The sequence below is a fragment of the Parasedimentitalea huanghaiensis genome (assembly GCF_009753675.1).
In the GTDB taxonomy this organism is placed as follows: domain Bacteria; phylum Pseudomonadota; class Alphaproteobacteria; order Rhodobacterales; family Rhodobacteraceae; genus Parasedimentitalea; species Parasedimentitalea huanghaiensis.
Map to the genome: position 1 here is coordinate 35702 of NZ_WQLV01000009.1, position 22761 is coordinate 58462.

19 protein-coding genes and 2 pseudogenes are annotated in these 22761 nt (G+C 49.9%); 8 read left to right on the plus strand and 13 right to left on the minus strand.

All coding sequences use genetic code 11. The annotated features are described in order from the left end of the window. Window position 1: 1 nt before the first annotated feature. Both GO984_RS14870 and GO984_RS14875 read left to right on the plus strand, forming a co-directional pair. Window positions 2–613, plus strand: a complete 612-nt coding sequence (locus GO984_RS14870) for a hypothetical protein (RefSeq protein WP_157023415.1) — start codon at window positions 2–4, stop codon at window positions 611–613. Further along, a complete protein-coding gene (locus tag GO984_RS14875) occupies window positions 610–1248 on the plus strand; it encodes an insulinase family protein (RefSeq protein ID WP_245231132.1) in 639 nt (212 codons plus the stop codon). The genes GO984_RS14870 and GO984_RS14875 overlap by 4 nt, the downstream gene beginning before the upstream one ends. 371 nt (window positions 1249–1619) lie before the next feature. Here the strand turns inward: GO984_RS14875 and GO984_RS14880 are convergent, their stop codons facing one another. Further along, window positions 1620–3350 carry a hypothetical protein gene (locus GO984_RS14880; RefSeq protein WP_157023416.1) on the minus strand — a complete coding sequence of 577 codons (1731 nt, stop codon included), beginning with the start codon at window positions 3348–3350 and terminating at the stop codon, window positions 1620–1622. A 465-nt stretch (window positions 3351–3815) separates the two neighbouring features. On the opposite strand from GO984_RS14880, the gene GO984_RS14885 reads away from it, so the two are divergent. Both GO984_RS14885 and GO984_RS14890 read left to right on the plus strand, forming a co-directional pair. Then, the gene (locus GO984_RS14885) at window positions 3816–4481 is read left to right on the plus strand and encodes a hypothetical protein (RefSeq protein ID WP_157023417.1); all 666 of its coding nucleotides are present in this window, start codon (window positions 3816–3818) and stop codon (window positions 4479–4481) included. Window positions 4482–4493: 12 nt separating this feature from the next. Beyond that, window positions 4494–4889: a hypothetical protein gene (locus GO984_RS14890; RefSeq protein WP_157023418.1), complete on the plus strand. Its 396-nt coding sequence runs from the start codon at window positions 4494–4496 to the stop codon at window positions 4887–4889. A 9-nt stretch (window positions 4890–4898) separates the two neighbouring features. Here GO984_RS14890 and GO984_RS14895 read toward each other — a convergent pair whose 3' ends face one another. The 3 genes from GO984_RS14895 to GO984_RS14905 form a co-directional block, all read right to left on the minus strand. Beyond that, window positions 4899–5435, minus strand: coding sequence for a GNAT family N-acetyltransferase (locus tag GO984_RS14895; protein ID WP_157023419.1), 537 nt, complete (start codon window positions 5433–5435; stop codon window positions 4899–4901). Between the two features lie 209 nt (window positions 5436–5644). After that, window positions 5645–5836, minus strand: coding sequence for a hypothetical protein (locus GO984_RS14900; RefSeq protein ID WP_157023420.1), 192 nt, complete (start codon window positions 5834–5836; stop codon window positions 5645–5647). A 129-nt stretch (window positions 5837–5965) separates the two neighbouring features. Continuing rightward, entirely contained in the window at window positions 5966–6457 is a 492-nt protein-coding gene (locus GO984_RS14905; RefSeq protein WP_157023421.1) for a hypothetical protein, read from the minus strand. Between the two features lie 412 nt (window positions 6458–6869). On the opposite strand from GO984_RS14905, the gene GO984_RS14910 reads away from it, so the two are divergent. Both GO984_RS14910 and GO984_RS14915 read left to right on the plus strand, forming a co-directional pair. Then, a complete protein-coding gene (locus tag GO984_RS14910; RefSeq protein WP_157023422.1) occupies window positions 6870–8228 on the plus strand; it encodes an efflux RND transporter periplasmic adaptor subunit in 1359 nt (452 codons plus the stop codon). Window positions 8229–8248: 20 nt separating this feature from the next. After that, window positions 8249–10300, plus strand: coding sequence for an ABC transporter permease (locus GO984_RS14915; protein ID WP_167740359.1), 2052 nt, complete (start codon window positions 8249–8251; stop codon window positions 10298–10300). 66 nt (window positions 10301–10366) lie between these two features. On the opposite strand, the gene GO984_RS14920 is transcribed toward GO984_RS14915, so the two are convergent. From GO984_RS14920 to GO984_RS14945, 6 genes and pseudogenes are all read right to left on the minus strand, one after another. Next, window positions 10367–10624, minus strand: a complete 258-nt coding sequence (locus GO984_RS14920; protein WP_157023424.1) for a hypothetical protein — start codon at window positions 10622–10624, stop codon at window positions 10367–10369. Window positions 10625–11074: 450 nt separating this feature from the next. Further along, window positions 11075–11311 carry a hypothetical protein gene (locus GO984_RS14925; RefSeq protein ID WP_157023425.1) on the minus strand — a complete coding sequence of 79 codons (237 nt, stop codon included), beginning with the start codon at window positions 11309–11311 and terminating at the stop codon, window positions 11075–11077. A 469-nt stretch (window positions 11312–11780) separates the two neighbouring features. After that, window positions 11781–12224 (minus strand): hypothetical protein, encoded by a 444-nt coding sequence (locus tag GO984_RS14930; RefSeq protein WP_157023426.1) that lies wholly within the window; start codon window positions 12222–12224, stop codon window positions 11781–11783. Between the two features lie 89 nt (window positions 12225–12313). Further along, window positions 12314–14488, minus strand: a complete 2175-nt coding sequence (locus GO984_RS14935) for a tetratricopeptide repeat protein (protein WP_157023427.1) — start codon at window positions 14486–14488, stop codon at window positions 12314–12316. A gap of 790 nt (window positions 14489–15278) precedes the next feature. Beyond that, window positions 15279–16415: pseudogene (locus GO984_RS14940) on the minus strand (IS3 family transposase). Between the two features lie 68 nt (window positions 16416–16483). After that, a pseudogene (locus tag GO984_RS14945) lies at window positions 16484–17275 on the minus strand (transposase); the annotation flags it as partial. Window positions 17276–17810: 535 nt separating this feature from the next. Between GO984_RS14945 and GO984_RS14950 the strand changes: the two are divergent. Continuing rightward, window positions 17811–18407, plus strand: coding sequence for an ankyrin repeat domain-containing protein (locus GO984_RS14950; protein WP_157023428.1), 597 nt, complete (start codon window positions 17811–17813; stop codon window positions 18405–18407). A 14-nt stretch (window positions 18408–18421) separates the two neighbouring features. Continuing rightward, window positions 18422–18901 carry a YHS domain-containing (seleno)protein gene (locus tag GO984_RS14955; RefSeq protein WP_209279427.1) on the plus strand — a complete coding sequence of 160 codons (480 nt, stop codon included), beginning with the start codon at window positions 18422–18424 and terminating at the stop codon, window positions 18899–18901. A gap of 7 nt (window positions 18902–18908) precedes the next feature. Here GO984_RS14955 and GO984_RS14960 read toward each other — a convergent pair whose 3' ends face one another. The 3 genes from GO984_RS14960 to GO984_RS14970 form a co-directional block, all read right to left on the minus strand. Continuing rightward, window positions 18909–21116 carry an adenylate/guanylate cyclase domain-containing protein gene (locus GO984_RS14960; RefSeq protein ID WP_157023429.1) on the minus strand — a complete coding sequence of 736 codons (2208 nt, stop codon included), beginning with the start codon at window positions 21114–21116 and terminating at the stop codon, window positions 18909–18911. A 487-nt stretch (window positions 21117–21603) separates the two neighbouring features. After that, window positions 21604–22164 carry a hypothetical protein gene (locus GO984_RS14965; RefSeq protein ID WP_157023430.1) on the minus strand — a complete coding sequence of 187 codons (561 nt, stop codon included), beginning with the start codon at window positions 22162–22164 and terminating at the stop codon, window positions 21604–21606. A 49-nt stretch (window positions 22165–22213) separates the two neighbouring features. Continuing rightward, window positions 22214–22516, minus strand: coding sequence for a hypothetical protein (locus GO984_RS14970; RefSeq protein WP_157023431.1), 303 nt, complete (start codon window positions 22514–22516; stop codon window positions 22214–22216). Between the last annotated feature and the right edge of the window lie 245 nt (window positions 22517–22761).

Sequence of the window (22761 nt, forward strand, 5' to 3'; positions counted from 1 at the left end):
AATGCGAGCACTCAGATATCTTTTTGTTTCTGCCCTTCTCCTGTCTCTTTACTTGCTACCAGCACAGCAAGCGAGCGCCGATCAAACGCGAAAGGACCAAGCGCGAGCAGAGCTTGTTGCTTCAACTGGGAAGACGGATTTTGCTTATCTTGCCCCTCTTCGAAATGGTCTTTCAGCAATAACTTTGGTTTGGTCAATAGATCGTCCGACGCAAGATCGGATCGCCAAATTGACAGCTAATCTCTCAAGTATTATTTCAGGCGGAACGTCGAGCCGCTCCCCCTATGAAATCAGTACATTCCTGAGATTAAAGGGGATCAGGCAAGACATCAGTACAAACGGGAGCAATCTGTTGCTCACCGTTTCTGCACCCGAAGAGGTTTTTCCAGAAACACTTGTACACCTCGAGAACCTTTTGCTTAAGCCGGAATTCTCGAAAGGCTGGTATGCAAGGGAACTTCAAGAAATCAATCTTGAGAACTCTAGCAAAACGAGAAGACCATCGGATGTTTTAAACGAAGTCTCTTACTTACTTGCATTTGAACCTGATGAAGCAGCTATCGTTGAAGTTATGGCCAGTTTCGTTTTGGGCGCCCCAATCAGGCAATCTTGAGATCCGGAGATCCGAAAGTAGAACGCCGTGCCAGTCGCCTGATCAATAAACTTCCCAAGGCGAAGGCAAAGTGGGAATGGCCCTTTGCAAGCTGGGCAAACGCACTAACCGGAATAGAAAAACGCCCGTTTGCCCTGCCAACCGGTACCATTCATTTTGCGGACCCCAACTCCACTGAAATGCTGATCCTGTTCGTGAAAGCAGAAGCGTTCAAAGACGATGTCGATCAAATAGGCGCAAATCTGTTAATGGATTATATTGGTGCCAACCAAGGCTCCGAGATGTTCCGGATTATCCGACAGGAAATGCGCGCGGCCTACGATCCACGCTCTGACTTCATTATCATGAATAAGAACCAGGCGATCTTATCGCTGAGTGCGACAGTTGAGGCGGAAAGATGGCCGGAAGTTCATACTAAAATGCAGGAGATTTATGAAACCTCTCGTGCTGGAGGGATTGAGCGAACAGGGTTGAAAATCCAACATGATCAATTGAATAGACTATATTTCAATCGTTTCTTTAGTGACCCGGTCTGGGGGGCGCAATTTTATCTTACTGAACATCCAACAGGGGCCGATGGCACAATAACTTTCCCGCTTTTGAAGCGCTTGAAACTGTGTCTCTGGACAAGATAGTTGCAAACTCAGAGGAGCATTTGCCGCCTTTGGACGATTTCCTTCTTATTCTCATCGGAGGGGGAATAGCTCCGGCGGAGGCTCTAAAGTCAAATGGCTATTGCTCGCTTCCAAAGAACACTCCCCTTAGTTTTTGCCTTGATACGCTGTCGAATGTCCAAAGCTAAAAATTGCAATTAGCCTCACAGTGATTGCTGCCAAAAGCAGTGGAACCGAACTTCAGTAAAAGGGTTCCAGCCGACTACTTGCTGCGTTTTTTACGAATGCTGGCAAGTGCGCATCTTATCCAACCTTCGCAATGGATCGGCACCCCTAGTTTTGAGTGGGGTTGCCACAGCCATAGTAAGCGTTGGGTTGGTATGAAACGGGTTTCACGCCACCCGTTGTTCAAGATCTGCCAGCATTTGTTTGACGTCTTCAAACTTGGCCTTGGTTCTGATGTAAGAGTTCCGCGAACCAGAATAGTGCTGATGTTTGACCACTTTATCAAGATGCCCCCATGGGAAGTACCCCAACATTGAATATCCACCCTGCCCACTTGTAGACATTATTGTGGCTCGTGAAACGGCCTCCCGAACCAGCTTTCTAGTCTCTGCAGCTTCCGCTCTATTGTCTTCCCAATCCTTGACTATTGATTGAGCGGCTTCCGCCATAGCCTGAAGGTCGTCTGTATCTGCGCTAACGGATTGCACCATTTCCTCAACCAGTCTGGGCGCGTCATCATAGGCTTGTTGGGCGGCTTCAACGCTTTGATGTAACTTCCCGCTTTTGCAGTTGGCTTCCAGTCGGGAATTCAAAGTTTCCAATTTCTTCAGGGCACTAAGAAGTTCCTTATCGTCCTGACCGGCTTCAGAGCGAGATTTTGTGATCATAGCAGAAATTTTATTGATTGTGGGAATAAGGGTATCGTTCAACCCCGTCGTTGCCGTTTCAAACCATTCGTCTGCTGAACGACCTAACCTGCTACCCGTGGTGCAATCCAAAAACATTTCCTTCGCATGCACCGCTGCGGTTTCGACGTCTTTTGCCAGTTTCATAATCTTCTTAAGCGCGTCTTCCAGCTTGTCGACCACCTTGAAACTTCGCTTACCGGGTGAGGCTTCAGTCGTCGTGGCGTCAATTTCATCCGCAAGTGTTTTGAACTCTGCAGTGGCCGTTGTAACGCGCCGGCTGGCATCGCCCAGTGCAGACGCCACTAGGCGCAGCGGAAACTCGTCGGAATGAATGCCGTTTTTCTGAGCCTGAAGTGCAATCAGACGCTTTGTAAAGGTTTCACTTGTTTCTTCGGTGAGCTTGTTCAGGTTGAGTTCGGCCTCAGAACGGCAACGCAAACCGCCTCGCTGGTCGCCAGCTGCAAGGCATTTCTTCCCTTGTTGCACGGACTTAATAAGCTCAGCTGTTCTTTCTTTCGAAGTCTTATTCAGAAAATCTATAATGACCCGCAGCACATTGCCGACTTTAGCCTGGAATTGATCTTGTTTGGCCCGAACCGCCTTTTCGTGGAAAGCAATTCCAGCAACCAGTTTTTTGAGAAGAATGCGATCATTTTTAGCAGGAAAGGCAGCAATGACTTTACGGGCCTCTCCTTTGATACTGTCCAAAACCTGAATGGTTTCGTCAAACGCGCGCGCGGTTGTTACTCCGTTCAAAGTCTCGAGCTTGGACTGAAATTGTGGGATCATCACATTCAAATCTGACGGGTCCTGGACGGTTGAGCCCAGGGTCCTTTGCCACCATTCTACTGTCAGCGGATCACGCGCCGTCGCGCGGCCCAAAACACCCTGATTTTTGGACTTACTGCTTAACGCTTCCTCGCCCGAGATATCACCATAGTTGCGGATCAGAATAATGTCGTCTTCACCGAAATGGTGTTTCTTGTCATGTTTGATCCTGAAAACAAGGTTCTTTTGTACCAGTCCGATTTTACAATAGGGCTTCTTTAGCGCAGCCCCTGCGGCTTGACCCATCAAATTTTTAGCACGAGTAAGGCCTGTGGAATCGAAATCCACACCAACAAAGGCGCGTGCATCATTCCATTTGAATTGGCGGAGTTCGCGCTCATATTCCTTTTCCGATTTGTCCATTTTTGGAAATTTTGCCATGCGCGAAATCCTTTTTTTTACCTAAACGGCAAACGAATAAAACCGGCTAATTTCAACCGCTCTTGCCCAACTTGAATGCAATCTTCTGCATGTTGTCGCGTTTTTATGTTTCAATCAAGCTGCGCTACATGCCCAACGCAGGACAGCGCCCTGAGATGCGGAAGCCATCGACCGGAATTATCTGACCCCAAAAAACCTTTGTTACCCTTCAAGGCCCAGAGGCCGTGCTCGCCCCATGGCATACCGGCCCCGATTGAAACCTGTGCCAGCAGAACAGAACCGCTGAGAATAGCAGATTGATATGACACCATGATCCTTCTTAACATGGCTGCGAAGTGGTCGAACAACTAGGACCACCTCATTAATCCGCAAATTATTATTTGGAAAATGAGCTCAATGGTTTAAGTTTGGCTTACTCCTCTTTTACGTGTTTTTGCATTTTTCTTTATTAGGAGATCTTCGTTTATGTCGAACAGGTTACCCGTATTCTTCAAACATCTCAAAAAAGTTCGTGTGAGCCATGTAAAAGCAGCGATCCAGGATCCTGCAAAGACCTATGGGCTATGTTTGGGCGAAATACGCCTGAAACAAGCGATGTACCAACGCGTCATGTTTGCCAAAAAACCAAGTTTTGCCAACATCAACGGATCCTTTGTTCCTTCCGGTGGCCCGCTTGCAAAATTGAAGGCAGAGCAATTTGAATCCGCGCATAAGGATTACGTGACGCGTATGAATAAACTGAAACAGGACATAGAAGACCCCAGTATCTATCTCATTGCTGCCCTAGCTGTCGCCCTTGCCAATTTTCTTGAGAAAGCTGTGGAGGAAGAGGAAAGGCAGGACAACGCCTTGGCAAAATTGGAAGCAGACCTGGACAAGGATATTGCTACGCTAATCAAGGACAAACAGGTGTTGAAGGACCTCAATCTTACCGAAGCCAAGCTCAAAAAAGAAGCTGACACTTGGATCGGCTGGGCCTGGGGCGCAGCTGCGACACAGCGCGAGGAAGTAATCCAGGAGATCGCGAAAGTAGAGAAAGAAATCGATACCCTCTGCAAGGCAGTCAAGTCTCGTCAAGCAAGCATCGCGTCGATCAAGCTTGAGCAACAGATTTTTGAACTTACTCTGTAAGGGAAACCGCCCATGAAAAAGTCAATAAAAGTAGCCAGTAAATCTATTCAGGCCAAGTTGAAGTCGCTCGAAAGTGATGCGGATAAGCTGGATAAATCTTCGAAAACGCTTGTGAAAAAAATTACCGGCCACGATGCGCCTTTGATCAAGTTTACCAACATTGAAAGCCAGTACATGGCTGCGATCAAAAAAAGCAACGGTCTTGTCAATGGGAAGCCTTCTACGGTTCAGGCGCTGAAAAAGGCTGAAAAGGACGCAAGCAAAGCAAAAGTGGCCGCAGCGATCGCAGCTATGGAAAAGGACGTAAAGGAGGCCAAGGGTCAGAACAAAGATGACAAGGCATTCAAAGCCTATGCTGTCGGAGCGAACAAAGTTATTTCGTCGCTTAAGAAGTTGAAAATTTCGTAATGTAGATGCCTATGCGATATATTTGATCAATATTTGATCTGTTGTTGCAGAGGGTGAGCTAGCTGGCAGTTCAGACATGATGTGATAGCCATGCTTTTTGGTATAGAGTTGAAAACCCGCGACATTATCTGTCGCACAGAGTAGCGTCACAGCGTCGTAACTGAGTGCGGCAGCTATGTCGCTGACCAACTTCAACAAGGCACTAGCATAGCCAAGTCGCCGCTTTTCGGGGCGTATGGCCAGGTGGTCAACATTGATCACCCGCCAGCTGCCTTCGTTGTGAAACTGCAGATAGGCACAGCCATCGGCGAGGCCATCGGGCAGGCACCGAATGACCAGCAAGGTGGTTTGGGCAAAGTCGCTTGCCCCTGCCCAAGCACTCGAAAGCTCAGCGGCTTCCTTCCGGATCACATCCGGGTCGCGCGAAATCTCAAGACCAGAGCCAAGGTTATAGGCGACGCGTGCATCAGTTGAAACAACCTCTACCCAAGCGCCTCCCGTTCCCAGCCCAAGAGCCTGTATGGTTTTCGTTCGCCCGGAAATCATGCGGCCTCGTCCAGTGTTGGGTTCAATGACATTCAGCTGAAAGCATTAAAAATCAAACCTGCTGTACTTCGATAGTACGGCGCTCCCTTGTTAGATGTTAAATTAGCAGAGGCATACGCAGGTTACTCAATCCAAATAGTCATATCTGAACAACCAATACACCGATCAAGTATTTCCTCTATGCTACCGATCTCCTCAGAACGAACCACTCAATGAGCCCCATCGCGCTCTTCAAGACCAACCCAACCGCTATGATCGACACCTAGCGAAACGGCTTGTCCGTCGTTTAGCTTCGCCATTGCTTCGTCCGCGGTTAGTCGCACCTTTTGCAACTGAAATTGACCGCATGCAGAAAACCCCACAATGACAAAAAGAGAAATCGACAGCCTCAGTGACGTCACGTTCTGTTCCTTTGTTAGACCGCTGCAAGGCCCTGCACCCCTAGGTCAAGCCCCACCGCGCAACGCGTAGAGGAGATCATTAGACCTCCAACCCTCATCACTCGAACGGTGGAAAGGAACTCCCATGCATCACTCCACTAGAAATGGCTGCCCACTCTTAGATATGTTGATTTCAACCATCCTGACTATGTGGTTTTCGTCCGAAGCATACGGATATTCTGAGACCGGAATAAAGATCTCCAAGCCTTCAGTTTCGTGGTTGGGACGCACTATGGTCTTTGACACATAAGCGTCATTAAAACCTCTAGGGTCTGTGGTGCTTCCTTTGTGGACCAAATAGCAATCTGACGAACCTTCATCATTTTCAATGTGAAGAACCACCCAAGCGCCAGCAGAAACGGGCTCTCCTGCGAAAGACAAGGAGATCCGCACACGGCCGAGAAACCCGTCAGTTTCCACAATGTCAAAAACATTTTCGCTAACGGGAGAGGGGATATCTCCAATTGTATCGTGATAGTCGCAATCTCCAGAAATGGCATCCGCCTTTGCAACATCGGCAAAAGCCAGTGCCGCACTTCCAAATAAAGCTCCGATAATCAAGTTCTTGAAATACTTATTCATTTTCCACTCCATGACCGCGCCAAGCGGGCTAAAAACCCTTCTGACGGCAGATTTCAAATCTCAAATACGAACCACCTGCAATATGGCTGCCCAACTGTGACCTACCCGCCGCCAAAAATATAGGCCGCTCTTACATTCCTCTCTGACTAGGCAGCTGGAATTCGACCACTAGAGCCAACACGGACCTGTCTCGGCCTGATGCCGCGCCTCCTATCGCATTAATTGCAACAAAGGAGACGAAGCATAGGACTGCAGTGAACTAATTTCGCAACGATCTATGCAGATCGCACTGACCAGTGGGCTTACACGCAGGCAAGCGGAGAGCCGGATTTGCTACGCACCACAGGAAATTCCGCGGTTCATCAAAACTGGAAATTGTGGCGCCACGCGTTCAAAGACCTAATTTAGCCCTATGCAATTTAAAAACCGGATTGGATTTCTCGCCATCGTGATTGCGTCCGTCGTCGCGGGGGCGAGGTATTTCTCCGAGGATCGTCAGAGAATTTCTTACATTGAGACAGAGATTGCATCTGGCGATATTGTGGTCTCTATCTCGGCTGTTGGGAGTTTGCGACCCATTGGAATGGTCGAAATAAGTTCGTCCACCTCCGGCCAGATTGCTGAAATCAATGTCGACTTCAATGATACAGTCAAGAAGGGCGAGCCGCTCGCCGTTCTTGACCGCCGGGTGCTGGTCGCCAACCTAAAAGAGGTCAGAGCCGCACTCGCTGTCGCGCAGGCTAATGCCGAGATGGCCAAAGCACGAATTACCAAAGCCGACGCCGATTTGGCCGACGCCCGTCTGCGCGGTGAAGTCGCACGCACCAAAATCGATGGCAGCTTTGCCAAGCACAGTCAGATAGAAAGCGCACTAAATAGGACACGCTTGCTCTTAAAACGAAAGAGCGTCGCGGCAAGCGAACTCGAACGAGCTGAATATGCTTTTCAAGCCTCGCTTTCCGAACTGGCAATCGCACGATTGGAGCAGGAAGTCGCGCAGATGCGAATCCAGAGCGCTGTTGCAGATGTCACGATAGCCAAAGTGGAACTCACGAATGCCAGGGCCGCGATCCAACAAAAGGAGGCATCCGTCGACCGGGCAATTATAGAACTGGAGCGCGCCACAGTGCGGGCTCCTATCGACGGTTTAGTTGTTGGGCGCAGTGTTGAGCTCGGCCAGACCGTTTCTGCAAGCCTCGAAGCTCCGACGCTCTTTACCTTAGCCGAAGACCTGAAGAACATGGAAGTGCGCGCGATCATTGACGAGTCCGACATTATTCGAATCCGGCTAAACCAAATTGCGACGGTAACTGTCGATGCTTTGGAGGATAGAAGTTACTCCGGCAAGGTCACACAGATCCGGAGACTTTCAGATGACGAGGATGGTGTAGTTACCTATACGATTGTCCTGACCGTTCAAAACCCTGATCTTATCCTCTTGCCTGGCATGACAGCCTTGGTCGACATCGTTGTGGAGGAGAATTTGGATGTGCTGAAAGTTCCAAATTCCGCGCTTCGGTTCCGCCCGCAAAATGCTGACAAACTTCTGGAAATTGCGCAGTTGGAAACGCCCAGTTTCGATGCGGGCCAGTTGATTTGGAAACAGGACGGCGTGGGTGGCCTGTTGCCTCTCCCCATCCAGGGCGGGCTGACAGATGGGACTGCGACTGCAATGGTCCAGGGCGAACTAAACGCTGGAGATCATGTGGTGATTGGCACGCGCGTAACGCGTGATGTACGCGGTCTCTTTGGCCTGAAGATCGGGTTTTGATGCCACCCTGCATTCTCAAATTGAGCAAGCTCTCTCGCGTTTATGAGATGGGGGGGCACTCTGTTCGAGCCCTACATGAAGTCGATTTACAGATCAACGAAGGGGAATTCGTTGCGATTGTGGGCCGCTCGGGGTCCGGAAAGTCGTCGTTACTCAATATCATCGGTTTTCTGGACTCTCCCAGCAGTGGCCGGTTTGAGCTTGAAGGTAAGGATGTATCTGTGCTGGACGCAGAAAGCCGGGCGATTATTCGGAACCAAAGGATCGGATTTGTATTCCAATCCTATAATTTACTCTCTCGAAGCAATGCGCGTCAAAATGTCGAAGTCCCACTGATCTACAGGGGGCTATCGTCAGGCGAGCGTTCGAAAAGCGTGCAACATGCTCTCGACGTTGTCGGGCTTTCCGACCGTTCAGATCATAGCGCGCAACAACTCTCTGGCGGTGAACAACAACGTGTGGCACTTGCACGGGCTCTTGTATGCGACCCAAGCATCATTCTCGCCGACGAACCCACTGGCGCGCTGGATAGCGCAACGGCGCATTCCGTTATGCAAATGCTAAAATCTTTTCACGCGGCGGGCATGACGATAGTGCTCGTGACCCATGACCCCGAAGTTTCCGCTAATGCAGAGCGGATCGTAACGTTGAGTGACGGCCAGGTCATAGGAGACACCGCCGACCCTTTCATGCCCAACGATGCGACAACCCACACCTCACCTCCAGATGCCCTCGCAGCGCCCGCGCATAGGCTCAGCGCATTATCCCAGACAGACGAGGAACACACAAAAAAGCTACCGCACACGACGGGAAAGTCCGCAATTTCCAGGTCAAGGCCGCTAGAACCAGTTGGTCTCAGCCTCATTGCCGGACTGCGCATTGCGCTCGCCTCTCTTTGGACCGCAAAAATGCGAAGCGCGCTGACGGCGCTTGGGATCGTAATCGGAGTTGCTGCTGTGATCACTATGGTCGCGGTCGGGCGCGGGGCGCAGGTTCAAGTTGAACAACAAATTAACAGTCTTGGGGCCCTCGTGTTGCTGATTGAAGCAGCGCCGCAGGAGGGGACTGGCAGTGAGGACCGCATTGTTCCGCTGACCGTGGATGATGCCGTTGCGATTTCAGAGGAAATCCGGGGCATCGAAGTGGCAGCACCTGTAGTGTCAGGAGGGATGCGTGCCGTTAACGGCAACCGGAACCGTTGGACAACCGTTGTCGGCATTACTCTGGACTATCTGCTCGTGCGCGAATGGGACATCATTTCGGGGCGCAACTTCAGCACAGACGAATTCCGCTCGCATGCCAAGGTCGGGTTGATCGGTGCAACCGTTGCCAATCGAATTTTTGGAGAGCAAGACCCAGTGGGCGCAGTCATCAGATTGGATCATATGCCAATACAGATAGTTGGACGTCTTGCTGAAAAGGGGCAGAGCCCAAACGGATACGATCAGGACAACGTCCTGTTGGTTCCAATGCCGACAGCAAAATTACGTTTGCTTGGCACACAATACCGGGCGAACCGGCATGCCGTGCGCTACATTCTCGCAAAAGTCACGTCCGATGCGGAAATGGTGACGGCTCAAGAAGAAATTAAAAAACTTATCATCGAACGAAAACAGCGCCGGTCCGCCAATGTTGTTATTCAAAGCCTTGGTGCAATCTTTGCCGCAAAGACCGAAGCCTCACGTTCTATCGCCATTCTTTTGGCTGCAGTCGCTTCGGTTTCACTGGTTGTTGGCGGGATTTCGATCATGAACATCATGCTTGTCTCCGTAACCGAGCGCACGCGCGAGATTGGCTTGCGTCTGGCGCTAGGCGCCCGCCCGCGCGACATCCGCGCGCAATTCCTGACCGAAGCCTTGGTACTGGCATTAATTGGAGGGGCGATTGGCATTTCGATCGGGATCGGCCTTGCCACTGCGATTGGTACGATCGCAGATTGGCCGATCATAATCGAACCCTTCGCTGTGATCTTAGCTGCGTCATTCTCGGGGCTTGTCGGGATCGTTTTTGGCTATTTTCCGGCACGCCGGGCCGCACAGCTTGACCCAATAGAGGCTCTGAGAAGTGAATAGCCCCTAAGAAAACCCGCGCTTTCAGAGCGCGGGTTTGAATGGACTTAAGCTGTATGAGTTCAGGCCTTAGTTACCAGAGTTGCCTGGATCAATGTCTCTTGGGTGGTCTTCAGCATTCTTCCCCCCCAAGTTTTTGCGGCATGTTGTTACTCCGCGTCTGGTGACTACGATCTCCGCACCATTACCCTTGCCAGAGTTGGCGCATTTTGTCGCCGCAAGAAGAGCATCATCCTGGCCAATAGCTTGGCCATTACCCCCCGCGTGGACCGGGCTAGACAGGGCCATCAGAGCAGCGGTAGAAATCACTGTGAACACATGTTTCATTGTCAATTCCTCTTATCTGGATGAAGGCCGGAATTGTCTCACATTTTTGTCATTTTTTCCACTTCGCACGCACGAAAAACGCAATACAGAAGAAAAGCAAACTGTTAGTGTAACGAGCCTTCGCGCCAACGGTGAATGCCGCTTAAATCAGTTTACCCATGAGTGTTCTAACGCAGTTGCATGGGGTCCGTTTCGAATCAACTTGATTGCATAATAGTGTGCAGGCAGGTCGTGGTTGCCACGGCGAAGGTTTCTTAATGCGGGTGTAAGCCAGTCCTGCAGAAAAAATGGCACTCAAAAAGGCAACTGGCGATCCCTGAAGGACAGCTCTAGTTCATATATTACAAGAGGTTACGATGTAAAACGCCCTACTCTACCCCTATTGATTTTCAACGATCTATTTTTTGATTTGTAAAACAGTTCGGGCGTTTTCTGCCGACGCGCTGTAGTTCATTCTCTGTCAGAGCCAGCCACAGCGGTACCAACCGCCCGGCGCACCGCCTCCCTCGCCTCTTTCATCGTATCAACTCGGCCATTGCTTGCTGGATGGACCCCAAAAGACCACCCCCACGGCGCTGCGCTATTATTGGGATATTCGTCCAGAATGATACGCCCAACCTCCCTCTCGCCATTGACGATGACCCAGGCGTTGGGTCTGGTTTCGCCAGCAATTAGAGTTTTTCGCATCCTCCACATGCTAGAACATTTAAGGAACATATCTTGTAGATTCAAGCCTCCTTTGATGGATTTCCCAGCCTGGATCCGAGCGACTATTTGGATGGCCTTCCTATTGGCCAACCTCGACCGACCGGTGTTCCCGCAGATATGTTCAAACCAGAGCAGTTATGTTGGAACGACTATTACTGAGGGACGAGATGTGAGAGATCGACATCCATAAATGGTTCTTCGTAACATCAGTACCCTAATCCCTTTTACAGTAGTATAGCGCGATATACGGGGGGAGGTTATTATGGGGTGCTCCCCCGCCTTGTGAAACAATGTCGTCGCCTGCACCGATGTTCTTGTTCGACGCTATTAAATTAGTATTCGCTGTCGCGTGCGTCTTCCAATGAACTGGGTGCTGGCCACTATCTGCCAAGGACATAAAGAGCCCGTGCTTGTGTGTGGGCATTTGATCCGGTGTAAGAACATGGGTTTAACTGCCTCCGATTTGATAATCAGGAATCCCGCGCTTGTAAGGCAATTCGTACTTTTTGCCATCCACACCTATGATACTCCGCCCGCCAGCGGCTTCAAAAAAAGTCCAGCCCGGTGCGCATCCTTCAAAAACATCAAAAGCAATAACTGCACCCGAAGGGATGGAGTTTGCAATCCGCATGAGTTCTATCTCGGTTGAAAATCGCTCTTCATGCTTACTCCGAAATGAAGCTCTTTCTTCCTCTAGTACAACCGTAATTTCCTGAAATTCCCTAATTGACTGCTCTAAACAATCTACACCCATGGTAATTTTATCATGTTTGACGAGAGAGGTTCCTGCGGGACTATCAAGAAACCCTTCGCACGCACTTTCAGCGACGGCAATGCTGGCCAATAAAACACTGGAAGCACAAGTTAACGTAAGAATTGTGCGTATTACCAATTATCCTTTACTGAACAGAAGGCAATTCCTTAAAGGGGCATTCGGGATGGAACAACTAAGAAGTTATTTGTTGATCTGCCCACCAAGTTTCATTTGACAGCTTGTAACACGAATTTCTCAAAGGCTCGAACGACTGAAAAGTCGTTATCTGCCATGAGAGCTGCATTCTTGATTTTCCGGCGATACTCCTCCCAAAGCAATTGCTCATCCCTTAAGGAAGCCAGCCTACGAGCAATCAAAACATAATCCTCAAGTGATTGCGCAATTGTATCGGTAATACCAATTTTTCTCAACAGACCAGAAGCGAGGCGCTGCCGCATAAATTCCCCTTCGAATGTCACAATTGGAATGCCACAATTTATACCCAGCCAAGCCGTCGTGTAACCCGAAAATGTAGGCAGATCCAAGTAAATGTCAGCCTTTTCCATCAAGCTTAAGAATTCATCGGTTTTCATCCAAGGAAACGTTACAAAACGATCATTAAAAGGTACGTCATCTTGTTCAAATCTATCCTTCAAGCGCCCCAAAATTAGTTCAATACTCCCCGGAAATTTTTCGCTATCAGGTAACAAAAATTTTGCCTCAGGAATTTCTTTAGCGATCTGCACAATAATTTCGTCATTATGTGGGTGAAATTTGAACGGACTCTGGGGAATTAAGAAGGTAAGTTCATTTTCATGAAGATAGCTCTTCTCCCAATCTCCAGGTTTAGAAGCCCATTTTCCAAATTCAGTTACACAGCCAGTACCTGGCAATTTAATTAACTTCTCGCGGTAATGTTTTTCACTATCAACACCCTCGATCAACTCACCCGACAAAAAATAGTCCATATTTTTAAATCCAGTCGTAATCGGATGACCCCAAGATGCAAATTGAACCGGAGCCAGCCGTTGCACCGATAACCAGGCTGTCACTGGCTCCATCCCAACCTCAGGATACCACAATACGTCTAACTCATCGGCCAAAATTTTCTCAGCCATGTCCCTTTTTTGATTTTCGCTTGAAATCGAAAAAAAATCATCAAAATCAAGACTATCCTTTATCTGTTCATTTTCTCCATTTTCATTGGTGATATACGCATGAACGGAAAACTGAAGTCGGTCCAAATTTGAAAGGATGCCCTTGGTCAAAACGTTAAAAACAGAATGTTGGCTCAAGTGGCCTGTAATAATTCCGATTTTTATTTTAGCGTCCTTACGTTTTGAATTAACCACCCGATCTAAATCAGCGAAGTTAACAGCATCAGAATATAAAGTTAGTCGCTCAACCATGTTCTCTGGATAATATGCAAGGTAAAATGGTAGGCTGGATCCAAAATTTTCCCTTAAGTCGAGTTCTGCTTTAGTAGGTTTTGACCAAACGCAAAAACTTTCCAGCTCGTCATCAAAAGATTTAAGAGGGTTTTCATTGGTCTCCTTCGAAAGAACAATTGGCAAAGACCTGCTTAGTTTTGCCAAAGCATATCTTGCATCAAATGGAGATAAATCTAGTGCGCTAGCGTACAATCTACCAACTTGATTATGTGCTGATACTCGATGATTTAGGTTTCCAAGATTGTAATAAAATTCTGCATTATCAGGCTTGATGGCGAGAACCTTGTTGAAAGCCCCTATAGCCTCTTCCAGCTTGCCTTGCTCACTGAGAGCATTGCCCATGCTGCGGAAGGCCTCAACATAGTCAGGTTTGATGGCGACGGCTTTGTTGAAAGCCTCTATCGCCTCATCCAGCTTACCTTGGTCTTTGAGAGCGTTGCCCATGTTGTAGTAACAATCGGCATTATCAGGCTTGATAGCTAGAGCTTTGTTATAAGCCTCTATCGCCTCTTCCAGCTTGCCTTGCTTTTTGAGAGCATTGCCCATGTTGTAGTAACCATCAGCGGAATTAGGATTTAGCTCTGTCACTTTTTTAAAAGCCGCTGCGGCTTCAATAAATTTTCCTAGACCGTTTTGTGCGGCTCCCAAAATAGTCCAAAATACAAACGATTCAGGATATAGAACTGTAAGGGTTTGCGCTTGTTCTGCTGCCGCGACCAATTGCCCCTGATTATAAAGGTTGAGCAGTTTTTTAGCAGTATCCTGAGGCAGGCCTTGCGTGGCAGCAGATTGTTTAGGTTTATTTAGAGCGACTAATCCCTGCTGCGCCCGTTTGTTCCTGGGAAAAGCTTGCAGAACTGCCTGATAAACCTTTTTCGCTTCTTCAATCTCGCCATTTTTGGCATGAAATTTTGCCTTAAAAAACGCCTTGTCCACTGATAGTTTTGCCATTAGGTATCCCTATTTGAAATTGGCGAAGATAATTTTCACCAGGCGTTTTGTTCGCCTCACATCGGCTTTGTTGCACATATCGGCCTAAGGTCAGTCTTCCCCTTATCCGCCCCCCAAGTGGAACACCTGTGGTTGCACAGTTGCCGCATATTTTCAACTTGATCTAGACTCTGGGCCGTGCCGTTCTGCGATTTCGCCTTCCTTAGCGCCGTCAAGACGATATTCTTGGTCCCTGCTACCGGTTTGACGCTTTCTTTGGCCCTCCTTATTTGGACTCGTCATCATCAGAAAAGCCATTCAAAAACTCAACCGGTATCCCGTGCAGATCGTACCACGTGTCGCAGTCACGGCAGATGTAGACAATACGACCTTGGTTGAGCTTCAAGGATTTCATGGTCTTATAATCAGGCGTGCCGACGTGTCCGCATTTGCATTTAGCTTTCACGACACGCTCCTTATGGGGACCAACTAAAAGACATCACAGACTTTGGGTCTAACAACCCATGTTTCAAGAGAAACAAACAGTGGCGCTACTTAGTTGAAACTGTTTTCACCCCAATCGCGCTCCGACTATAGATGTGAACATTTTTGACAAAGAGCACGCACTGGATAGCAGCGCTCGACAACAATCACCCCAGATAAGAAGCGTTTTTCGCAATTCTGGCAAACCCGTTTGTTTTGTTCGATAAACGGCATAATTGGATTATCGCTGCGCTTATAGTAGGGCATGAGAGGTGGTCCTACTTTTTCGACCATATTGCAGCATGATTAAGGTGGATCAGGGTTTCATTCAGGCTGCTATTCTCATTGGTTTCTCTTTGCTTTCATATGCCTCCTCTAGCGTCAATATTCTGTGGGACGAATGCGGGCGTTCGGCGTTGTAGTATGTCATCCATCTTCCGATCCCGATCCGTGCCTCTGAGCCCGTTTCGAATGCATTCAGGAAGATGCATTCATACTTGAGGGATCACCAAAGCCGCTCGATCATCCGGTTGTCAATCCAGCGACCTTTGCCATCCATGGAGATCTTCACGTCGGCATCTTTCAGCGCCTGTATCCATTCAAAACCGGTGAATTGGCTACCCTGATCTCTGTTCATGATCTCGGGCGCACCATATTTGGCTATGGCCTCTTTTAGGGCTTCGAGGCAGAAGTCGGCTTCCATGCTATTGGATAACCGCCAGGAAAGCACCTTACGGCTGTACCAGTCCATGACCGCCACCAGATACAGGAACCCCAGCCGCATTGGGATGTAGGTGATGTCCGCGCTCCAAACCTGATTTGGCCGGTCAATCGTCAGCCTTCGGAGCAGGTAAGGGTAAATCTTGTGCTGGGGGTGTTTTTTGCTGGTGTTTGGCGTCTGGTAAATAGGGACCAAACGCATAATTCGCATCAAACGGCGCACACGGTGGCGGCCGCATTTGTGACCCTGCCGTTGCATGTGTCGCGCCATCTGACGCGACCCGTACCATGGCGTTTCCAGGAACTGTTTGTCGATGATGGCCATGAAGCGCAGGTTCTCGGCGCTTTCACCCGTTGATTGATAATACAGATTTGAACGTGCCAATGACAGCAACTTGCATTGCCGTCGCAAGCTGATTTTGGGGTGATTTTTTTTCAATGCACATCTGCCTGCGATCCTTGCTTAGCGATCCCAGGCGCGTTTCAAAAAATCGCGCTCCACCACCAACTGGCCGATCTTGGAGTGCAGCTTGTCGATCTCAGCTTCGTTGGGACGTGTGGCGTCATCTTTTCGCTTGAAAAACGTCGAGGCCATATTGGTGATCGCTGTTCGTTTCCAAGTGCCAATCTGGGTCGGATGGACGCCGTATTTCTTTGCAAGCTCTGCCACCGTCATTTCTTCAAGGATCGCCTCAAGCGCAACCTTGGCCTTGAAGTCTGCTGAGTGGTTCTTTCTCTTCGTCATTTGGGATCATCTCTTTCACAAGTCGATCCACCTTAGCTACTGGTCTAAAATCCCGCGACCACCTCTGTTGTCACCTCGTGTGCCACAATTAGGTGATGCTCAACATCAACGGCTGTCTGTACGTTGTAGCCGACAATGCCGCCGCCCCGATGCCGCATCGAGCGTGCATCTGGATCAGTCAAAGAGACCTGGGCATCAGGTGCGTCTTGCACCTTGGCCTCGATGGCCTTCAATTCCTGCATTTGTTCTTTGAGTTTGAGGATGCGTTCCTGCAAACGAGCAACCTTGGCTGGCGGCAAAGCAGGCTCATTGCGGTCAGCCGCATCCAGCTTAGAAAGGTAACGAGTAATGCTGGCCTCTATGTCTGCCATGCGTCGCGTCACTTTGGCAGGCGTAAAGTTTTTAACCCGGTTGTTCACCGCTTTGAATTTACTGCCATCAATCGCAACACCGTCACCGTTCAAAAGACCAACACGACGACACAGCATCACAAACTGACTGCAGACCTGCCGGATCGCCTTGCTATTATCGCGCCGGAAGTCCGCAATTGTTTTGAAGTCTGGCGCAAGACGACCGGTCAACCACATCACCTCCACGTTTCGACCTGCCTCCAACTCCAACCGACGGCTCGACTGAATGCGATTGAGATACCCGTAAACATAAATCTTGAGCAATACCGCCGGATGGTAACCGGGCCGTCCTGTCACCGCAGCGTCACTGAAACCGATATCGATCAAATCAAGTGCATCAACAAAGGCGTCCACAGCACGAACCGGGTTATCGTCACCTACAAAGTCCTCAAGATGATCAGGGAAAAGAACGACTTGTTCTCGGTCATCGCCTTCAATGAAACGCTTCATCCGACATCTCCTAATTACTCAATCAGATTAGCAGAAATATACGTTTTCACACAGCCTCGGCCCATTGTTGACATTGGTACAACTTCCGTCTAGCGGCCGCTGCCAGCCCTTCTACGACATCGGTGCGCAGTGCGGCATGGGGGACGTTTGAAGCAGGAAGAGCGGTAAGGAGCCGTTCGTTGCGTTCAAATTCAAGGACCGCTATGCGGAGATCGAGAACTTTGCGGACTTTCTCGAACGGTCCAGAGCCACCAAGTAAGGAACGCGAAGTAATTTTTTGTTTCGAGCCTTCTGCAGTCGTGTCTTTGGCACTGGTCAACCCCGATATCAGGCTAAGGCATAGGCAAATTTTGGTGCCCCAGGAAGTGCAGATACCGGCTAGACTCGAGCCATAGTGCATCCAAAATTCTAACGATTTCGACGTCGGGAATATTCACCAGCATCTGCGATGCAAAAGGCAGGTCAAGCCGGAGACGTCAAAGAAACGATGTAGGATTCTTACAATTCGTGGTATGCTAAACGCGGAGGGCCTTTCATGTTACGCGTTTGCCTGTCGACCTTTGCTCTAGTTCTGATATCCGGTTTTGCTGAATCCGGTGCGCTCTACGATGCGGCAAAGATGGGTGATCTGGGGTCAGTTGAACATTTTCTTTCCACTGGTGAAAATGTTGACGCATTAGGCCCAAACAAGGAAACGCCACTAACAGCAGCTACGCTGCGAGACGATGTCGAAATTGCCGAAATCCTAATTGACCGTGGCGCCAATGTAATGGCGCGCAACACTGGCGGGTTCACACCTTTGCATGCCGCGGCCTATGTTGGAAGTGCGAAAGTCGCGGCGTTATTGCTAGCCAACGGCGCTGGCCTTGAAGACGTCCGGAATGTTTCTGGCGCAACACCCTTGATCGTAGCAGCAGAGGAAAACAGGGTGGATGTTGCTCAGCTGTTGATCGCGCGTGGTGCAAATATAAGTATCTTGGACAGAGACGGATTTTCTGCGCTGACCGGGGCATGGTCAAAAAACCGGATTGAGATGGTGCGATTGCTAAAGCAAAACGGCGCGGTCTGCCAACCTAGTGAGGTGCTTGGGACAGAAGAATATTACAGGAAATGCGTTGAATATGGCAAATAGTAGGAGGGTCGAAAATGTATGTTTTTCTCCGATTTTGGTTCGCAATGCTGGTGGTATTCGGCGGCCCTGCTTTTGCGACCGACCCGGTAAACACCGGTCTTTTTGGCGGGGTGGCGATAAAGGGGTATGACACGGTCGCGTATTTTTCTGAGGGTCGAGCAATGAAAGGTTCGGAAGAGTTCTCCCACAACTGGCTCGGCACACCGTGGCATTTCGCCAACGCAAAGCATCGAGACATGTTCGTGGATGACCCTGGTAAGTACGCGCCGCAATATGGCGGTTACTGTACCCTTGGTGTTGGTCTGGACGGGCACGCCGCAGAAAACATTGATCCGGAAACATCTTGGAGGATCATCGATGACAAGCTCTATTTCGTCTACGCTGCAGAATATGTTGGTGAGCTTGATGGTCCTTCACGGGACGAATGGCTGGCAAAAGCCGAGGCCAATTGGCCTGAAGTGAAAGCGCGTGTGGAGCAGGAACTGAGCAACTGAAACAGGATCAGTCGACTGGCGAAAAATGAAAGACTTTTGTCGCGTTTACGTAGGTGTACATGTACTCCCCTTCGACCAAAGAGTCGGCGTTGCGGTAGATCGGACCACAGACGGTTCGACCGAGTGACAATGATTCTACACGTTCGCACAACATGTCGCCCGAAATGGTCACTTCACCCGTTGCGATGTAAGCGTTTGTACGGAATGCCAATGAACCATCTGTACCGATCTGCGTAACACCGGGGCCTATCCCTTCGACATTGCCCTGCCATATGCTCCCAAATGTAACGTGCCTGATTTCATCTGCGGTCAGGGGCTCGCGGGTTCCGGCATCGAAGCCCCATGGCCATTTTTGCAATCCACCTTTGGCGAGAGCGCCAAGAACTATCGTCAAATCTTCCGCTCTGCGGAGATGTCCAAATTTCATCCGGTATAGCTCCACGGACATGTTTGCTTCCAGACGCTCTGCCTCTGCGGCTGCAGCGTGGGCAAGTTCTATGCTATCTGCCAATGTGTAGGCGGCAACGAGATAAGTGTAAATTTCATCGACGTTCGGTGCCGCGTCGCGAGCCTGTTCGAGTATGCTGACCGCACGTTCTGGCTGGCCATTAAGCATGAAGGCTAAACTGGCGTCCAGGCGGGTTCCGTTGGGAAGGTTTGGGTTCAGCTTTTGTGCGGTTTCGATGGCTGCAACCGCGTCGGCATGGCGGCCGCTAAAGGTATGTACGAGATTCAGTGCCGCATAAGCTTCTGCCTCGTTTGGTCCCAAGGCGACAGCCCGTTCAGCAGAGATTAGAGCGTCCTCATAGCGACCGTCGATCACCTGTAGTTCCGCAAGTACTGAGTAGGTTAAGGAGAGTTCCGCGTCGATCTTCAGCGCTTTGCTGGCGTGTTCATAGGCTCGCTTTCGAGCAACCGGGAATGCCAAAACATCGTCGTAGTTGCTACGCATGACATAGGCCTCGGTCCTCGCTATCGCCGCAAAAGCCCGAGCGAACTCAGGATCGAGTTCCGTCGACTTTGTGTAAAGAGCTAGTGCCTCGTTCAGCTGTGGACGAAAGCCTGTTCGGGCTGCATGCTCGGCGCGTAAATAATAGTCGTATGCTTCGAGATTTTGGGTCGGCAGGCGTTCGAGACGCTTCTGCTCAGACAGTGAGAGCCGGACCGAAAGAGTTTCGACAATGTGGCGGATTACCTCGTCTTGAACCGCAAAAATATCTGAAGCGTTGCGCTCAATCCGGTCAGCCCAGAGGCTGTCGCCTGTTTGACTATCAATCAACTGGGCGTTGATACGGATACGATCACCGGCGCGGCGCACACTACCATCTAGTACATAGCGGACGCCAAGCTTACGTCCCACGTCGCGAATGTCGACAGGTTGGTCTGTCAGGCTGAACGCCGTGTTACGGGCGATGACCAGCAACCCAGAGAGCCCCGAGAGATCCGTAATCAGATCGTCCGTCAATCCGTCTGCGAAATAGTCGTCGCTGGCATCTGCGCTCAAGTTGTCGAAAGGAAGCACAACAAGCGAAGGCCGATCCGCGGGAGCCTGAAACTCTTGAAGGGGAAGTGGTGAAGAGGTCGGTTGCCAGGGCTGAAACCAGAGCACAAGTCCCGCCAGCATGGCAGTGATTCCACCTCCGCCGAGCTTGAGCCACCGAAACATAGGCCTTGGCGTGGGCGGAGGTTTACCCACGGTATTCTGCATGGTCACGCGATAGACGTCGATGGGATCGGGGATATTCTTGACCTGATGCTCGCCCATTGCCTCGAACGGGTGATCGACCTTTCCGCGCGTGTATTCGAAAACCGCGCGCGAAACACAGATGCCTCCGGGGTGTGCCAGCGACTCGAGCCGGGCGGCGACATTTACACCGTCGCCATAAATGTCTCCCTCCTCTACGATCACGTCACCAACATTGATGCCGATGCGAAACAGAATTCGTTGATCGACCTGAACCTCGATCTGGCGTTTCGCGACGCCCTCTTGAATTGCGATAGCACAGGAAACGGCATCGACCACGCTGGGAAATTCGATAAGGGCACCATCGCCCATCAGCTTAATAATGTGCCCGTTGTGAGTGGCAACAGTAGGCTCAACGAAGTTATTTCGTTCAGCCCGTAACCTTTCGTAGGTGTCCGCTTCGTCTTTCGCCATCAGGCCGCTGTAGCCGACAACGTCTATGGTAAGAATTGCTGTGAGGCGGCGCTCCATTTTCCCTCGCTGATCGCGATAAACATCATACTTGTTTAAAACACTACAACAGAATTGGCTCAATTATGCGATGGCCCGTGCGCTCATTTCCTGTCGCTCCGATCTTTTGGTTGGCATTATCCCATAATAGTAATTTCCAATCGGCGAACGAGGAGCATTGGTGGTCGACTTTGAACTTCGGCTAAAGTGTGTTGTGTTTCACAAGCTGTCATTCGCTGCGCCGTCCACGAAGTTCGCAGAGGTCCGGTCTTGTCGACCCGACACACTTGGCGCCCCGACTTTGCAAAGGTGACTTACTGTGCAATGCCGCCGTTGGAGCTGACCGCAGCTAAGGTCCGCTTCCAGCCCTTCTACGGCATTCGTGTAGGGTGCAGCATGACGCGGTTTATCGAGCACAAAGGGCGGAAAGTTGACATTCGCTGCACGGTGAACAGACAGCTGCAAAGCCGGACGAAGCGCTCTTTCGCTGCGGCTGCGACAGTGACCGCTAATTCAAATAAACTAGTTTTCTGGGCAACGGGCGGAGGAACTTTGGTTCAGTTATTGAAAGACTATCTCGATCAATCATGAACTGTTTGTTTTGACTTGCCAGCCACTGCGTCTTGCTGTTGAGCGGCGGGCTTGAAGGGGTTCGGGCCAGCTCACTCCAACTAGCCACATCCAGCAAGCTCGTAGCGTCGACAAAGCCTACGATGACGACTTCGTGGCCTTCTACGGTCTCGACCCAAAGGAAATGAACGGATGCCGTTGCGTCGACTGCTGACTTTGCCCTTCTAACTTTGATGGCACCATCGAAACCACATTGCCTAAGAAGCGTGAATGCTGTTTCTCCATCGATCCTTGGTCCAAGTTTGCCAATCTGATGAGCGCGCCAAATCTCTGGATGTGTTGGTCGTACCTGCTTCCATTTTTCGCGCAGATAGGCGTTGATATCTGCGACTTCCATGCGTGGGAAATGCGACTTGAGCCATTCCGCAAATGCACTTTTAAAAGCCTGATTCCTTTGTGATTGAGACTGCCTTTGTTCCGCAATTTCTTTGTCAGTCAAAACCAAAAGGGCGTCGTGGATGAAATCATCGATCTCTTGAGTGGTCCAATTAGAGTGCGTTTTTTATCGTCTCATGTGCAGATCTTACCTTTTTTGCCAAAACGATACCCCCGAGCTTTTCTGCAAGGTCGGCCATTGGCAACAAGCAGGTCGCATCGCATCCATGCCCTGACGTGTATTGGTTGATGCCTTCAGCAGCTAGAAGGACATCACTTATGTGCGCATTACTCGTTCGTCGAACCATCAAGTCGGAGATGTCGTCAAGCAGTCCGTAATGTTCTTCTATTTCATTACCAAGAGTTTCCCAATATTTGGCTTCCTTGGTTCGGTAAGGGATCGTATCAAATATCAAGGAATGTCTCACTTTGGTAACTTGCTGGGCAGAGACGATAATAACGTCCCCAAATTTTGACGGAATTCTATTTACGCCCAAACCTCATAGCAGACGTTTGAACAATTTGCAGCATCGGTCAGTTTGGGCGGATTGCCGACATTCGCTGCGTTCTGCCCGAACGGCTGCTACGCGGGAAAATCAGCCTTTCAGTTTTGATGTGCCAAAGTCTGGCTACAAGACACTTTAATAAAACAGATTTTTAA

Bases quoted from the DNA above. Each gene is read 5' to 3' on its own strand.
- GO984_RS14870 (WP_157023415.1), top strand. From the start codon at position 2: ATGCGAGCACTCAGATATCTTTTTGTTTCTGCCCTTCTCCTGTCTCTT.
- GO984_RS14950 (WP_157023428.1), top strand. From the start codon at position 17,811: ATGTTACGCGTTTGCCTGTCGACCTTTGCTCTAGTTCTGATATCCGGT.
- GO984_RS14895 (WP_157023419.1), bottom strand. From the start codon at position 5,435: ATGATTTCCGGGCGAACGAAAACCATACAGGCTCTTGGGCTGGGAACG.
- GO984_RS14910 (WP_157023422.1), top strand. From the start codon at position 6,870: ATGCAATTTAAAAACCGGATTGGATTTCTCGCCATCGTGATTGCGTCC.
- GO984_RS14890 (WP_157023418.1), top strand. From the start codon at position 4,494: ATGAAAAAGTCAATAAAAGTAGCCAGTAAATCTATTCAGGCCAAGTTG.
- GO984_RS14935 (WP_157023427.1), bottom strand. From the start codon at position 14,488: ATGGCAAAACTATCAGTGGACAAGGCGTTTTTTAAGGCAAAATTTCAT.
- GO984_RS14905 (WP_157023421.1), bottom strand. From the start codon at position 6,457: ATGAATAAGTATTTCAAGAACTTGATTATCGGAGCTTTATTTGGAAGT.
- GO984_RS14925 (WP_157023425.1), bottom strand. From the start codon at position 11,311: ATGCGAAAAACTCTAATTGCTGGCGAAACCAGACCCAACGCCTGGGTC.
- GO984_RS14955 (WP_209279427.1), top strand. From the start codon at position 18,422: ATGTATGTTTTTCTCCGATTTTGGTTCGCAATGCTGGTGGTATTCGGC.
- GO984_RS14885 (WP_157023417.1), top strand. From the start codon at position 3,816: ATGTCGAACAGGTTACCCGTATTCTTCAAACATCTCAAAAAAGTTCGT.
- GO984_RS14960 (WP_157023429.1), bottom strand. From the start codon at position 21,116: ATGGAGCGCCGCCTCACAGCAATTCTTACCATAGACGTTGTCGGCTAC.
- GO984_RS14920 (WP_157023424.1), bottom strand. From the start codon at position 10,624: ATGAAACATGTGTTCACAGTGATTTCTACCGCTGCTCTGATGGCCCTG.
- GO984_RS14880 (WP_157023416.1), bottom strand. From the start codon at position 3,350: ATGGCAAAATTTCCAAAAATGGACAAATCGGAAAAGGAATATGAGCGC.